Genomic DNA, 14,708 nt, shown 5'->3' on the forward strand with positions numbered 1-14,708 from the left:
GTGGTCCGCGGAGCGGTTGGAGCGCATGAGCATGCGTATGCATGCGCCCGGCGCATCCGCACCTCGGCAAGGAGCTTCCCGTGTCCGTCTCCGCCTCCCCGTCCCGCGCGGCCGAGATCCTCTCGCAGCCCATCGCGCTCAACGGCCTGACCGTCCCCAACCGCATCGTGATGGCGCCCATGACCCGTCAGTTCTCGCCGGGCGGCGTTCCGGGCGAGGACGTGGCCGCGTACTACGCGCGCCGCGCGGCCGCCGGCGTGGGCCTGATCGTCACCGAGGGCACCTACGTGAACCACGGGTCGGCCGGTCAGAGCGACCGCGTCCCGCGGTTCCACGGCGAGGAGCAACTGGCCGGCTGGGCGAAGGTCGCCGAGGCCGTGCACACCGCCGGCGGCACGATCGTGCCGCAGCTGTGGCATGTCGGCATGACACGCAAGGCCGGCGCCCCGCCCGTCCCCGACGCGCCGGCCGTCGGTCCGTCCGGCCTCCGTCTCGACGGCACCGAGGGCACGGGCAGGGCCATGACGCCGCAGGACGTGGACGACGTGATCGCGGCCTTCGCCGACGCGGCCGCCGCGGCGGAGCGGATCGGCTTCGACGGCGTGGAACTGCACGGCGCGCACGGCTATCTGATCGACCAGTTCCTGTGGGCGGGCACGAACCGCCGCACGGACGGGTACGGCGGCGACGTCGTGGCCCGTACGAGGTTCGCGACCGAGATCGTGGCGGCCGTACGCGCGGCGGTCTCGCCGTCCTTCCCGGTGATCTTCCGCTTCTCGCAGTGGAAGCAGGAGGTCTACGACGTCCGGATCGCCGACACCCCCGAGGAGCTGGAGGCGATCCTCACCCCGCTCTCCGCAGCCGGAGTGGACGTCTTCCACGCCTCCACGCGCCGCCACTGGCTCCCGGAGTTCGACGGCTCCGATCTCAACCTGGCGGGCTGGGCCAAGAAGCTCACGGGCAAGCCGGTCATCACGGTCGGCTCGGTGGGCCTGGACGGCGACTTCCTGCACGCGTTCCGCGGCGAGGGCGCGCCGCTCAAGGGCATCGACGGCCTGCTGGACCGCCTGGAGGCGGGGGAGTTCGACATGGTCGCCGTCGGCCGCGCCCTGCTCCAGGACCCCGAGTGGGCCCAGAAGGTCCTCGAGGGCCGCTTCGACGAACTGAAGCCGTACGACGCGGCGTCGCTGAAGACGCTGAACTGAACCTTCGCCCCGATTCCTGATCCCCGATCCCCGATCCCCGATCCCCGATTCCTGATCCCTGATCGCCGATCGCCGGGGCGGCGCCCTGCCTGGACCCGCGGGCAGGGTGCCACCCCCGGCGGGGCGGCGGGCGTCGGCCTGTCGGGGTGGGGAGGGCGCCCCTGAATTCCGCCGGATTTTCGCTTGCTTAAGTCAATCAATACGATTAGGTTGCTTGAGTCAAGTACATCTGCTGTCCGACGGAGGACCCCTGCCATGTCCGACGCCCCTTCCCCGCCCGCCACGACCGGGGAAGCCCCGCCGCGCCCGAACACCGTGGTGGCGGTGCTGGCCTTCGCCGGAATCGTCGTCTCGCTGATGCAGACCCTGGTCATCCCGATTGTCACCGAGCTGCCGCAACTGCTCCACGCCGCGCCGTCGGACACCGCCTGGGCCATCACCGCGACCCTGCTCGCCGCCGCCGTCGCCACCCCCGTGATGGGCCGGCTCGGTGACATGTACGGCAAGCGCCGCATGCTCCTGTTCAGCATGTGCATGCTGGTGGCTGGATCGGTCACGGCCGCCCTCAGCGACTCCCTGACCCCGATGATCGTCGGACGGGCGCTGCAGGGCCTGTCCTCCGGTGTCATTCCGCTCGGCATCGCCATCCTGCGCGACGAGCTGCCCGCCGAACGGCTCGGCTCCGCCACCGCGATGATCAGCGCCTCCCTCGGCGTCGGCGGCGCCCTCGGCCTGCCCACTGCCGCGGCCATCGCCGACACCTTCGACTGGCACGTGCTGTTCTGGACCTCCGCCGTACTCGGCGTAGTGGCCGCCGTCCTCGTCCTCGTCCTCGTGCCCGAGTCCTCGGTGCGCACCGGAGGGCGCTTCGACCTGCCCGGCGCCGTCGGCATGGCGGCCGGACTGATCTGCCTGCTGCTGGCGATCTCCAAGGGCGCCGACTGGGGCTGGGCAAGCGACACCACCCTCGGCCTGTTCGCGGCGGCCGTCGTGGTCCTCTCGGCGTGGGGCTTCTACGAACTGCGCGTCAACGAGCCCCTGGTGGACCTGCGCACCACCGCCCGCCGCCAGGTGCTCGTCACCAACCTCGCCTCGGTGGCGATCGGCTTCGCCATGTTCGCGATGTCCCTGGTCATCCCGCAGGTCCTGCAGATGCCCGAGCAGACCGGCTACGGCCTGGGCAAGTCGATGCTCACCGCCGGCCTGGCCATGGCGCCGTCCGGCCTGGTGATGATGGCCCTGGCCCCGGTGTCCGCGCTCGTGTCACGGGCCAGGGGCCCCAAGGTGACCCTGATGATCGGCGCCCTGATCGTCGCCTCCGGCTACGCCCTGAACATCGCCCTCATGGACCAGGTGTGGCACTTCGTGCTGGTCTCCTGCGTCATCGGCGCCGGCATCGGCTTCACCTACGGCTCCATGCCCGCGCTCATCATGGGCGCCGTGCCTGCGTCCGAGACGGGCGCCGCCAACAGTCTCAACACCCTGATGCGGTCCATCGGAACGTCCGTCGCCAGCGCCGTCGCCGGTGTCGTCCTGGCCCATATGACCATGTCCCTCGGCCCCGTCACCCTGCCCTCCGAGGACGCCTTCCGCACCGTCCTGATCACCGGGGTCGTCGCCTCTCTCCTCGGCTTCGCCGTCGCCGCCTTCATCCCGCGCCGCCGCCCGGCCGACACGGAGCCGGCACCCGCCTCCGGCGGCCCCGGCGGGCAGGCCGCGGAGGTGTCCGGGGCCAGGGCGTAGAACCTCCGTACCGCCGGGTGCGGGAGGGCTGGCGGGGCGCAGGAGCCGACCGGCGGGGCAGACGAACTGATCAGCGGTCGTATCCGTTGCGTCGAAGGCGTTGCGTCGAAGGCGTTGCGTCCCCGCGACGAGCGGGTGACTTCCGGGCGAGGCGCGAACGGCTCGGACGACGGCGCGGACACAGTACCCCGGGTGGTGGAACGGCCGCAGGCCCGCTGTGGCCGCGAGCCGGTCGCCGCGACGGCAGCTCCCCCAGGCGTGGGGCCCCGTCCCGTTCCATGGCACGGGACGGCCCGGATCGGAGCCGGAGCCGGTGGGGCCCGCGCCGCCGCGTGAGGTGCTGCGGCAACGGGTGCGGCGGATGAACCGGGACCGCCGCCCCTGGTGAGCGGCCGCTCATCGCCTCCCGGGTGAGGAATCGGAGACGGGAGCCGTGGCCACCTCGGCCGCGGTTCCCGCTCCCGGCCCCGCTCCCGGGGCCGTTTTGGTTGCCGCCGCCAAGGCCGCCCCCGGCGCCGTTCCCCCTCCGAAGCCGAAGAAGTACGTCGCTGCGAAGCCCACCAGGTAGCCCGTCAGCAGGCCGCCCGCGTAGATCGCCGCCGTCAGGGGCAGGCCGCCCGTGCCCGTCAGCAGTGGGAACAGGGCCCAGCCCGACGGCCCGATCGCCGTTGCCCCGACCTTGTCGCCGAGCATCGCGAAGCAGCCGACGAACGCGCCGCCCGCCGCGCCGCCCGCGCAGGCCGTCAGGAACGGGCGGCCGAGCGGGAGGGAGACACCGTAGATCAGTGGTTCGCCGACGCCCAGCAGACCCGCCGGGAGTGCGGATCTGATCGTCGTGCGGATCGAGGTGTCGTGGCGGAGGCGGACGTAGACCGCCAGGGCGGCGCCCACCTGGCCCGCGCCCGCCATCGCCAGGACGGGCAGCAGCACCGTGGAGCCCTGTTGCTCGATGAGGGTGGTGTGGAGGGGGATCAGGGCCTGGTGCAGCCCGAGCATCACCAGGGGCAGGAAGAGGCCGCCCAGGACCAGGCCCGCGAACGCGCCCGTCGTGGACAGCAGCCAGGTGGCCGCCGCACCGATCGCGGTGGCGGCCGCACCTGCCGCGTACATCAGGACGTACAGCGTCAGCAGGCCGGGGACGAGGACCGTCAGCGTGGGCGTCACCAGGACGTCCAGGGTTCCCGGCACCCAGGTGCGGCACCACTTCTCGATGTACGTCGCCAGGAGCGCCGCCGCCAGGGCGCCCAGGACCCCGCCCTGGCCGGGGGACAGCGGCTCCCCGAACACCGTGACCTTCGCGACGCCCGGGTACACCACGACCGCCGCCACCGAGCCGCCCAGCACCGGGGTGCCGCCGAACTCCTTCGCCGTGTTGTGGCCCACGAAGACCGCGATCAGGGCCATGAAGCCGGAGGAGAGGGCGGCGAGCGCAGGGGTGAGGGACGGCAGCAGGCGCAGGTTCTGCAGCAGGCCGGCCGCGCCCGCGATGACGCCGCAGCCGACGAGGGCCGGGATCAGCGGGACGAAGACGTTCGCCACGCGGCGCAGCAGCAGTCTGCCCGGGGTGGCGTTGCTCCGTCGCCGCGCCTCCCTCAGCTCGGCGCCGCGGGCGGCCAGTTCGGCCGCCCTGGGGCGCAGGAGCGTCTCGAACTCGGCGGCGACCCGTGCGGCCGTCCCGGGCCCGAGCACGATCTGGTACGTGTCGTCGTCCACGACTCCCAGTACGGCGGGCACCGCCCGCAGGCCGTGCTCGTCCACCAGGGAGCGGTCGGCCAGGCCCAGCCGGAGGCGGGTCATGCAGTGGGCGACGGCGGTGACGTTCGCGGGGCCGCCGACCAGGGGGAGGAGCGCGGCGGCGGTGGCAGCGTGTGGGGTACCGGTCACCTGACGAGCGTGCGGCCCGGTGGGCCGCCGTCGTGGGAGCCGCGCGCAGGCCGCGGTCGGTCTCCTCCGGAAGGAGGTCCACCGGTCAGCGGGCCGTCGTCGCCCGCCGCCCGCCGCTCGCCGCCCGCCGCCTGCGGCCCGCCGGTCAGCCGTCGGGCGGTCGTCGATCCCCGGCGTCAGTCACCCGTTCGCGGGCGTGCCCCGGCTGTCACCGCCTCCGGCCCTCAGTCCCCCGCCTGCTCCAGCGCCACGCGCAGGCGCCCCCGGCTCTCCGCGAGCAGCAGTGCCGCCGACGGGCCGTCCACGCCCGCCAGGATCGTCAGGATCGCGTTCTTGACCTCGCCGTCCGTGGCCGCGAGGGCGTCCTCGATCTCCCCGTCCGTCGCGCCCGTGGCCAGGGCGACGATGCGGTGGGAGCGGGCGCGCAGCTTGTCGTTGGAGGCACGGACGTCGACCATCAGGTTCCCGTACGTCTTGCCCAGGCGGATCATCGTGATCGTCGAGAGCATGTTGAGGACCAGCTTCTGCGCGGTGCCCGCCTTCAGCCGGGTGGATCCGGTCAGCAGTTCGGGGCCGACGACGATCTCGATGCCGTGGTCGGCGGCCGCCGCCAGGGCGCTGTCCGCGTTGCAGGACAGGCCGACCGTGAGGGCGCCGTGCGCCCGGGCGTGCTCCACCGCGCCGACCGCGTACGGTGTGCGGCCCGAGGCGGAGACGCCGACCACCGTGTCGTGGGCCGTCAGGTCCAGGGCGTCGAGGTCCCGCGCCGCCAGTTCTCCGGAGTCCTCCGCGCCCTCGACCGATGTGACCATCGCGTCGGGGCCGCCCGCGATCAGGCCCACGACCCGGGAGGGGTCGGTGCTGAAGGTCGGGGGGCACTCGGACGCGTCGAGGACACCGAGCCGCCCGGCGGTGCCCGCGCCGGCGTAGACGAGCCGGCCGCCCCGGGCCATCCGTTCCGCGACGGCGTCGATGGCGGCCGCGATCTGCGGGAGCCGTGCGGCGACCGCAGCCGGCACGGTCGCGTCCTCGCCGTTCATGAGCCGGGCGATCTCCAGTGTGGGGAGCCGGTCGATGTCGGACAGTTCCGGGCGGAACGCCTCGGTGGTCAGCGTCTCCAACTGGGCGCGGAGGTCGCGGGGGTCGGACGTGGAGGTCATCGAAGGCGGCTTTCTTCGGTGCGGCACTGCTCGGGGTGGAGGACGGGAGGGGCTAGCGCCGTGTTCCGCGCGGGCGGTGGCGGTGCGCCAGGGCCTCGTACGAGGCGGACAGGGCGGGCGCGGCGGTCTCGTAGGTCCGCTGGGCCACGCCGATGAACAGGCAGTCCACGACGAGGAGCTGGCTCGTGCGGGAGGACATGGCGGCCGGTCGCAGCTCGCTCTCGCGTGCCGTGGAGGTGGTGAGCACGTGGTCGGCGTACTGGGTGACGGGCCCGTCCGGGCGGCCGGTGATCGCGACGGTGGTCGCGCCGTGCTCGAAGGCGACGCGCAGCGGTTCGATGACGTCGCCGGTGGAGCCGGAGTGTGTGATCGCTATGGCCACGTCCTTGGCGCGCAGCTGAACGGCGTTGGTCACGGCGAGGTGCGGGTCGCCGGGCGCGTGGGCTATGAGCCCTATGCGCAGCAACTTCTGCACGAGATCCTGGGCGACGAGCCCGGATGCCCCGATGCCGTACACGTCGGTGCGGCGGGCGGCGGCGAGTGCGGAGACGGCGGCGCCGAGCTGCACGGTGTCCAGTCCGGCCGCCGTGTCGGCGAGGGTCTGCTGCTCGTCGTAGGCGAGCTTGGCGACGACGTCCGCGATCGGGTCGTCGACGGCGATGTCGGCGGTGACGGACGGGGCGCGGCCCGACTGCTGCTGGGCGGCGAGGCCCGCGAGGGCGAGACGCAGGTCCCGGTAGCCGGGGTAGCCGAGGAGACGGGCCGTGCGGACGACGGTGGCCTCGCTGGTCCCGGTCAGCTCGGCCAGCCCGGTGACGGTGAGGGCCGCGCATCCGGCCGGGTCGCCGGCCACGGCCTCGGCGACGCGCTGCATGGACCGGGTCATGGAGGGTGCGAGGGTGCGCACCTTGGCGGCGAGCGCGGCGGGCGCGGGAGGCGCGGTGGGCCCCGTCGGCCTCGCGAAAGTTTCCTTCACATCCTGGGTCACATGATGAAAGATATTTTCCGTTCGGACGTATGGTCAAGAGTGCGCACAATGGGTGCATGGAGCCCATCAGTCCGCTCGAACAGGCGCTGCACTCGGCCCGCGCCCTGGTGCTCGCCGATCTGATCGCGGGCGAGGTCGCCGAGGCCGACGTCGTCTCGCTGGTCGAGGACTCCGTCGTGCAGCGGCGCTGGTGGGTCGAGCAGTGGCCGGAGGGCGCGGTCTATGTGGCCGGGCTGGTCGCCCAGGACGTCCAGGACGCCCTGCTGGAGCGCTACGGACGCTGGCCGCTGTGTCCTGTCTGCCCTTCCGGCGACCCGCATGCGCTTGACGTGGAGCCCGAGCTGGGCCCGGACCCGCACTGGGTGTGTCACAAGGTGGGCGTGAAGGTCGCGGCCGTCGGGTCGCTGGGGAGGGCGACCGGCGGTATGACGTCCTCGTGACGATCTGCGTCGGCCCTCCGGGGCCGCGAGGTGGTGCGGCTGCCGCGCGCCTCCGGTCTGCGCGGGCCGCGGGGCGCGAGAGCGGGGTCAGCGCTGCCGTATGTATGCGTGGGTCTCCCCCTTGTACGTCCCCGCGTTCTCGCCCGCCCGTGTGAATTCCGCCTGTGTGAATTCCGCCCGTGTGAATCCCGCCCGCTCCAGCACGCCCTGCGACAGGGTGTTGTCGCGGTCGGTGACCGCCAGCAGCCGCTCGACGTCGTCCCTGGCCAGTGCCCAGGCCGCCAGCGCGCGCAGTGCTTCGGTCGCGTAGCCGTGACCGCGAGCGGCCTCCACCAGGTCGTATCCGACCTCCGCGCGCCCTTCGTCGTCCGGGGTGCCGTGGAACCCCATGCTCCCTACGGCGCGGCCGTCCTCGGACCGTACGAGTACGAACACGCCCCACTCGGGCCGGTGCACCCCCGTCTCGTACGCCTTGAGGACGATCCCGGCGGCATCGCGCGTGGTGTCGAAGGGACCGCCGTCGATCCACTCGAAGCCGCCGGTGCCGCCGGCCCTGAGATCGGCGGCGGCCGCGGGCGTGAGGCCTTGGAGGGTGACGCGCCCGGCGGGGATCACCAGGTTGTTGTGCCAGCGCCACTCGGTGACGGGGGCGCGCCCGGGCAGGTCGCCGCGGCCCGTGGCCCACAGGAGCGTGGGCCAGGGTTCGGGGCCGGGCCGCACGTGAGGGAAGAGCCGGGTCAGGACGTCCTCGCACAGCTCGGCCGGCGGCTCGTACGCCAGGCCCAGGCCCTCGGCGATGTCGTGGGTGTGCAGGAGCACCTCGGCGACGCCCATCGCGGCGAACCCCTCACGGTTCGCGCTGCGGAAGGGGTACGGGTGGAAGGCGCGCACCTCGTGGGGCGTGGTGGCGACGGCGGCGGCGAGCATCGCCCCCGTCGTCTCGATCACCTGCAGTGCGCCCACGGTGCCGGTGCCGTCCTCAAGCGTGATCTCGAAGGGCACGTAGTCGTCCTGGGCGCGCCCCGCCAACTGGCCGGCGTAGGCGATGAGATCGCTCGCCACGTGCTCGGCGGTGCGGCGGCAGCTCCACTCCACACGCCCCGCCCTGACACCCCAGTCCCGATCCACACCCGCCCGCAGCGCCGCCACGGCTCCCGCGACGGCCTCCGTCACCCGTTCCCCGCCCATGGTCCGCATGTGGTGCAGGGTAGGCGTGTCCGGTCCTCAGTTCGACAGCATTTCCAGCTCGGAGGCGATGTTGTACCGGGCCGTGGCCTCCCACTCGGCCTGCCCCTGCGGTGTGTGGAACAGCCTTGGCAGGGCGAGCAGTTGGCGCAGCACCGCGGAACGCCCCTCGTGGAAGGCATCGTTGGGGACGAAGCCGTACTCCTCGCGGACGCCGGCGGCGTAGGCGGCGTAGGCGGACGGGGGCGCGGCGAGGATCGCGAGGTCGGCGTCGCACAGGACCTGGCCGTTGCGGTCGTCGGCCGCCGGGTCGTGGCCGACGGTGAGCCGGACCAGGCGGGCGGCCTCGGCCGTCCTGGCGCGGGAGACGCCGGCCTCGGGCAGGGCGCGTTCGGCGAGCCGGGCGGAGCGCTCCTCGTTCTCCAAGCGGTCCGGGAGGTAGACGGCGTCGTGGAACCAGGCGGCCAGGCGGACCACGTCCGGGTCGTCGGCGTACGCCTGCAGCGCGTCGACGTGGTCGAGGACCGCCGTGAGGTGCGTGAGCGTGTGGTAGTGGCGCTGCGGCTCCTGCCAGCGCGCGAGCAGATTGTCGGCGTACGGGGCCGGGTCGGGGCCACCGCCCGGTCCCCGGGCTCCTTGCAGGGCGCTTGCCCAGCGGGCGCGCAACGCGTCGAGATCGGCCATGCACCCATTCTCCCGCGGGTGCGGCCGGGGTCTTCAGCGCGGTCCCATGACGACCGCAGACCTGCACGACGACGTACGGGACCCGGATCTGCCCGGCCGCCCGCTGGCGGGGGCGCGCTGTGAACTGGCCGGAGCGGGGGAGGAGGAGCCGAACAACTTCGGCTGACCACCTCCGCCGTCGTACCCTGAGATTGGACTAGACCTATAGCCGCTCCAGGGAACACGACGGAAGGGGTCCTATGAGCACGCGTGCAGTCCTGGAGGTGATCGCCCTCGAGGTCGAGGACGCGGTCGCCGCCCAGGCCGGAGGCGCGGACCGCCTAGAGCTGGTCACCGACATGGCCGCCGACGGGCTCACCCCGCCGCTGCGCACCTTCGCCGGGATCCGCGCCGCCGTCGACATCGCGCTGCGCGTGATGCTCCGTCTCCGGGACGGCTTCGCGGCCGGTGACGTCGAGCCGCTGCTGTGCGCCGCGCACGGGCTGCGCGCCGCCGGTGCCGACGAGTTCGTGCTCGGGTTCCTCGGCCGGGACGGCGGGCCCGACCTCGACGCGCTGGAGCGGCTGGCCGCGGAGCTGGACGGGTGCCGCTGGACCTTCCACCGTGCGATCGACCACTCCGCCGACCGCGCCCGGCTGCGCAAGCAACTCGCCGGACTGCCGGGCCTGGACGCCTATCTCACGGCGGGCTCCCCGGCCGGCGTGGACGACGGCATGCCCACGCTCCTCGCCGAGGCGGCCAGGCGCGGCGAGCCGGGCCACACCCAGCGGCTGCTGGTCGGCGGCGGCCTGCGCCTCGACCATGTCCCGCGGCTGCTCGCGGCGGGCGTCGACGCCTTCCACATCGGCGGCGCGGCCCGCCCGGGAGGCTGGAGCGCACCGGTCTCGGCGGAGGCGGTGCGGGAGTGGCGCAGGGCCGTCGACGGGCGGCCGCCGCACTCGGTCTGACGCCAGGCAGAGCGGCCGGCCCCGGCACGAGCCCTACGCCCCGGCCTCCGGCGCCCCCGTGCCGGGGGCCGTGCCGTCACCCGAGCTGGGGCGGCAGCGGTGCCGCGTGCGTCACGATCAGGCCCGAGACCGCCCGGGTCAGGGCCACGTACAGACGGCGCAGCCCGGTGCGCTCGTCCGGTTCGCCGTCGACGACGGCCTGCGGCTCGTCCAGGACCACGTAGTCGTACTCCAGGCCCTTGGCGAGCGAGGCCGGGACCAGCGTCAGCCGGGTCTCGTGCGTCGTCTCCTCGCCGGGGCCCAGGTAGCCGATGCCCGCCGCGGTGAGCGCCTCGGCGAGTGCGGTGACGCGGGCGTCGGCGGCGATCAGACCGGTCGAGCCCTCGTGGCGCAGCAACTCCGCGCAGGCCGCCACCACCTGGGCGGTGCCGGTGACCGCGCGCACGTCGAAGAAGCCCGGGTTCTCGCGCACCGACGCCACCGGCGTCAGGTCCGGCGCGATGTGCGGCAGCAGCCGGGAGGCGTACGTGATCACCTCCGTGGGCACCCGGAAACCGGCCGTCAGTTCCTCGACAGCCGCCCCGGACTTCCCGAGGTGGGCGAGCGCATCCTGCCAACTGCGCGTCGCCCAGGGCGTGGTGCCCTGCGCGAGATCGCCGAGCACGGTCGCCGAACCGGTCGTGCAGCGCCGGCCGACGGCCCGGTACTGCATCGGAGAGAGGTCCTGCGCCTCGTCCAGCACGACATGCCCGAGCGAGTGGGTGCGCTGGACGAGGTCGGCGGCCTCGTCGATCAGCACGGCGTCCGCCGGCGACCACCTCGCGGACTTCACGGACCGCACCGGCTTCGCCCAGAGGATCTCCTTCTGCTCGTCCGCGTCGAGGATCCCGTCCGCGTGCGCGGCCAGGAAGCCGGCGTCGGTGAGCAACCGCAGGACGAGCCTGGCGGGGTCCACGGGCGGCCAGATCGCCTTGACCGCCGCCTTCACGGCCGGGTTGCGGGCGACGGCGTCCTGCACGCGGTCGTCCGGCGCCTCCCCGGCCCGCTCCATCTGGACCAGCACGGCGTGCGCGATCCGCTGCGGCAGGGCCTCCCGGGCGGCGCCGTAGCGCATGTCCCGCTCCAGCAACTCCCGGACGATCTCCTCGAGTTCGTACGCGGGCACCCGCCAGCGCCGGGAGCCGCGCACCACCACGACGGGCTCGGCGGGCATCGTCACCTGCGCGCGGACGGCCCTGCGCAGCACCTCCGCCATGCGCGCGTCGCCCTTGACGACCGCGGCGGCCGCGGCGTCCGTCCCGCGCACCTCGACGTGCGCGACGAGGTCGTCGACCGTCGACTGCCGGACCTCCAGCTCGCCGAGCGCGGGCAGCACCTGCTCGATGTAGTGCAGGAAGGACCGGTTCGGCCCGATGACCAGGGTGCCGGTGCGGGCGAGCCGCTCGCGGTGGGCGTAGAGGAGATAGGCGACGCGGTGCAGGCCGACGGCGGTCTTCCCCGTTCCCGGGCCTCCCTGGACGCAGACCGTGCCGGACAGTCCGCTGCGCACGATCTCGTCCTGCTCGGGCTGGATGGTGGCCACGATGTCGCGCATCGGGCCGACACGCGGCCGCTCGATCTCCTGCTGGAGCAGCCTGCTGGTGGTGGCGGCCTCGGCGGGGTCGGAGAGGTGTTCGTCCTCGTACGCGGTCAGGTCGCCGCCGGTGTAGCCGAAGCGGCGGCGCAGTGCGATGTCCATCGGGTCCTTCTTCGAGGCCCGGTAGAACGGCTGCGAGACGGGCGCGCGCCAGTCGATCACCATCGGATCGCCGTCGGCGTCGTGGACGTGCCGGCGGCCGATGTAGAACCTCTCTCCTCCGGCGCCCTCGGCCCGGTCGGCGCCGGGTGCGTGGAGGTAGTCGAGGCGGCCGAAGAACAGCGGGGTGTGGCTGAGGTCGGCGAGGGCCTTGATGCGCTCGTCGATCTGGCGGGCGAGGACCTCGGCGTTGACCCAGTTCGCGGTGACGTCGCGGATGTCGAGGTTCTCCACGTCCTCGCGCATGGCGCGCAGCGCGGCCCGGGAAGCGGCGAGGTGGGAGCGCTCGCGGGCGAGGGGGCCGGTGCCGGAGGGGCCGGAGACGGGATCCGGGGTGGGATCAGGAACAGGGCCGGGGGCTGGGTCGGGGGCGGACGGGGCTGACGGGATGGACACGGAAAGGTGCCTCCGGGGCGTGGCAGCGGGCCGGCCGGCGCGCGAGGGCGCACCGGCCGGCCGGTGCGGTGACAGGTGGCGGTTCTGCCGTCCGGTTTCCGTCCGGACAGCGGCTCTCCGTGAAGGGAGGCGGGCAAGAGAGGGGATTGTAGGTGACGGCCGGATGAGCGGGCCAACGGTTTTCCGGCGCGCCCGCCTGCCTGTCCGGCGCGCGGACCGCGGTGCCTCGGGGGTCTCACCCCGCTCGCCCTAGGGGACGCGCTCCCTCTGGAGTACTACGCGGGACGGACCGCAGGGGTACGGGACGGCGGCGCAGGTTACACCCTTGGTCCGACGCCATTCGGGGTGCCCGGTTCCACCATGGACACATGAGTGCAGCAGCCTTCTCCCCGGTCCCCTCACGGCACGGTCCGCCGCCCGGCGCGACCGCCATCGACAGCGGCCACCACCGCCACCGCCTCGGCGACGTCCTGCACGCCCTCAAGGTGTTCGTGGGCGCCGCGGTCGACGTCGTCCTCCTCGGCGAGTACGGCGAGGAGGCCGGCGTCCGCCGCCGGCAGCTCGACTGACCCCGGCCTCCGGCCTCTCCTCAGTTCCCGGCCAGCAGCTCGTCCGCGTCCACGATCCGGTAGGCGTACCCCTGCTCCGCCAGGAAGCGCTGGCGGTGCGCCGCGAAGTCCTGGTCGATGGTGTCGCGCGCCACGACCGAGTAGAAGTGGGCCTGATGGCCGTCTGCCTTGGGCCGCAGCACCCGTCCCAGCCGCTGCGCCTCCTCCTGGCGCGAACCGAACGTCCCCGACACCTGGATGGCGACCGTCGCCTCCGGCAGGTCGATGGAGAAGTTCGCCACCTTGGAGACGACGAGCACGCTGATCTCGCCCTCGCGGAAGGCGTCGAAGAGTTTCTCGCGCTGGGCGTTGGAGGTCTCGCCCTTGATGACGGGCGCGCCCAGGTGCTCACCCAGCTCGTCCAGCTGGTCGATGTACTGCCCGATGACGAGGATCTGCTGCCCGGCGAAGCGCCGCACCAGGGCCTCGGTCACCTTCCGCTTGGTGTCCGTGGTGGCACAGAACCGGTACTTCTCCTCGGCCTCGGCGGTGGCGTACGCGAGCCGCTCGGACTCGGTGAGGTTCACCCGCACCTCCACGCAGTCGGCGGGCGCGATGTACCCCTGGGCCTCGATCTCCTTCCAGGGCGCGTCGAACCGCTTGGGCCCGATGAGGGAGAACACGTCCGACTCGCGCCCGTCCTCCCGCACGAGGGTGGCGGTCAGGCCGAGCCGCCGGCGCGCCTGCAGGTCCGCCGTGAACTTGAAGACGGGCGCGGGCAGCAGGTGCACCTCGTCGTAGACGATGAGGCCCCAGTCGCGGGAGTCGAACAGTTCCAGGTGCGGGTAGACACCCTTCCGCTTGGTGGTGAGCACCTGGTACGTGGCGATGGTGACGGGCCGGATCTCCTTGCGCGTACCGGAGTACTCGCCGATCTCGTCCTCGGTCAGGGAGGTCCGCCGCACCAGCTCGTGCTTCCACTGCCGGGCGGAGACGGTGTTCGTGACGAGGATCAGGGTGGTGGCCTTGGCCTGGGCCATGGATCCGGCGCCGACGAGGGTCTTGCCGGCCCCGCAGGGCAGGACGACGACGCCGCTGCCGCCGTGCCAGAAGTTCTCCACGGCCTGCTTCTGGTAGGCCCGCAGGGCCCACCCGTCCTCGCGCAGCTCGATGGGGTGCGCCTCGCCGTCCACGTACCCGGCGAGGTCCTCGGCGGGCCAGCCCAGCTTGAGCAGCACCTGCTTGATCTGCCCGCGCTCCGACGGATGCACGGCGACGGTGTCCTGGTCGATCCGCGCCCCGACCAGCGGTGTGATCCGCTTGGAGCGCAGCACCTCTTCGAGGACGGGCCGGTCGGTGCTCGACAGCACCAGTCCGTGGGCCGGGTGCTTGGTGAGGGTCAGCCGTCCGTACCGGTCCATGGTCTCGGCGATGTCGACGAGCAGCGCGTGCGGCACCGGGTAGCGGCTGTACTGCACGAGCGCGTCCACGACCTGCTCGGCGTCGTGCCCCGCCGCTCGCGCGTTCCACAGGCCGAGCGGGGTCACCCGGTAGGTGTGGATGTGCTCGGGCGCCCGTTCCAGTTCGGCGAACGGCGCGATGGCCCGACGGCAGTCGTCGGCCTGCTCGTGATCGACTTCCAGGAGCAGAGTCTTGTCGGACTGGACGATGAGCGGACCATTCACGCGGACACCCTTTCCGTACGGCCGATCCGGGCGGCCAAACGTCCAGTG

12 protein-coding genes are annotated in these 14,708 nt (G+C 73.2%); 5 read left to right on the forward strand and 7 right to left on the reverse strand.

Annotation, left to right across the window (positions count from 1 at the left end; translation table 11 throughout):
* The first annotated feature begins 41 nt into the window (after window positions 1-41).
* Entirely contained in the window at window positions 42-1,205 is a 1,164-nt protein-coding gene (locus tag ACFSL4_RS20150; RefSeq protein ID WP_381084560.1) for an NADH:flavin oxidoreductase, read from the forward strand.
* 255 nt (window positions 1,206-1,460) lie between these two features.
* The gene (locus ACFSL4_RS20155) at window positions 1,461-2,948 is read left to right on the forward strand and encodes an MFS transporter (RefSeq protein ID WP_381084562.1); all 1,488 of its coding nucleotides are present in this window, start codon (window positions 1,461-1,463) and stop codon (window positions 2,946-2,948) included.
* 396 nt (window positions 2,949-3,344) lie between these two features.
* Here the strand turns inward: ACFSL4_RS20155 and ACFSL4_RS20160 are convergent, their stop codons facing one another.
* The 3 genes from ACFSL4_RS20160 to ACFSL4_RS20170 form a co-directional block, all read right to left on the reverse strand.
* Window positions 3,345-4,832, reverse strand: coding sequence for a PTS transporter subunit EIIC (locus ACFSL4_RS20160; RefSeq protein WP_381084564.1), 1,488 nt, complete (start codon window positions 4,830-4,832; stop codon window positions 3,345-3,347).
* A gap of 224 nt (window positions 4,833-5,056) precedes the next feature.
* Complete coding sequence (murQ, locus tag ACFSL4_RS20165; RefSeq protein WP_381084566.1) at window positions 5,057-5,992, reverse strand: N-acetylmuramic acid 6-phosphate etherase; 936 nt, start codon at window positions 5,990-5,992, stop codon at window positions 5,057-5,059.
* Between the two features lie 52 nt (window positions 5,993-6,044).
* Window positions 6,045-6,980, reverse strand: coding sequence for a MurR/RpiR family transcriptional regulator (locus tag ACFSL4_RS20170; RefSeq protein ID WP_381084568.1), 936 nt, complete (start codon window positions 6,978-6,980; stop codon window positions 6,045-6,047).
* 56 nt (window positions 6,981-7,036) lie between these two features.
* Between ACFSL4_RS20170 and ACFSL4_RS20175 the strand changes: the two genes are divergently transcribed.
* Window positions 7,037-7,420, forward strand: coding sequence for a hypothetical protein (locus ACFSL4_RS20175; RefSeq protein ID WP_381084570.1), 384 nt, complete (start codon window positions 7,037-7,039; stop codon window positions 7,418-7,420).
* A gap of 87 nt (window positions 7,421-7,507) precedes the next feature.
* Here the strand turns inward: ACFSL4_RS20175 and ACFSL4_RS20180 are convergent, their stop codons facing one another.
* Complete coding sequence (locus ACFSL4_RS20180) at window positions 7,508-8,617, reverse strand: GNAT family N-acetyltransferase (protein WP_381084572.1); 1,110 nt, start codon at window positions 8,615-8,617, stop codon at window positions 7,508-7,510.
* A 27-nt stretch (window positions 8,618-8,644) separates the two neighbouring features.
* Window positions 8,645-9,289 (reverse strand): HD domain-containing protein, encoded by a 645-nt coding sequence (locus ACFSL4_RS20185; protein WP_381084574.1) that lies wholly within the window; start codon window positions 9,287-9,289, stop codon window positions 8,645-8,647.
* Between the two features lie 239 nt (window positions 9,290-9,528).
* Between ACFSL4_RS20185 and ACFSL4_RS20190 the strand changes: the two genes are divergently transcribed.
* Window positions 9,529-10,236 (forward strand): copper homeostasis protein CutC, encoded by a 708-nt coding sequence (locus ACFSL4_RS20190; RefSeq protein ID WP_381084576.1) that lies wholly within the window; start codon window positions 9,529-9,531, stop codon window positions 10,234-10,236.
* A 76-nt stretch (window positions 10,237-10,312) separates the two neighbouring features.
* Here ACFSL4_RS20190 and ACFSL4_RS20195 read toward each other — a convergent pair whose 3' ends face one another.
* On the reverse strand, window positions 10,313-12,277 hold the full coding sequence (locus ACFSL4_RS20195; RefSeq protein WP_381084751.1) for a HelD family protein: 1,965 nt from the start codon (window positions 12,275-12,277) through the stop codon (window positions 10,313-10,315).
* 518 nt (window positions 12,278-12,795) lie between these two features.
* Here ACFSL4_RS20195 and ACFSL4_RS20200 point away from each other — a divergent pair.
* A complete protein-coding gene (locus ACFSL4_RS20200) occupies window positions 12,796-12,996 on the forward strand; it encodes a hypothetical protein (RefSeq protein ID WP_381084578.1) in 201 nt (66 codons plus the stop codon).
* A gap of 20 nt (window positions 12,997-13,016) precedes the next feature.
* On the opposite strand, the gene ACFSL4_RS20205 is transcribed toward ACFSL4_RS20200, so the two are convergent.
* The gene (locus tag ACFSL4_RS20205) at window positions 13,017-14,660 is read right to left on the reverse strand and encodes a DNA repair helicase XPB (RefSeq protein WP_381084580.1); all 1,644 of its coding nucleotides are present in this window, start codon (window positions 14,658-14,660) and stop codon (window positions 13,017-13,019) included.
* Between the last annotated feature and the right edge of the window lie 48 nt (window positions 14,661-14,708).

This window comes from Streptomyces caeni, from assembly GCF_042678285.1.
GTDB classification, from domain to species: Bacteria; Actinomycetota; Actinomycetes; order Streptomycetales; family Streptomycetaceae; genus Streptomyces; species Streptomyces caeni.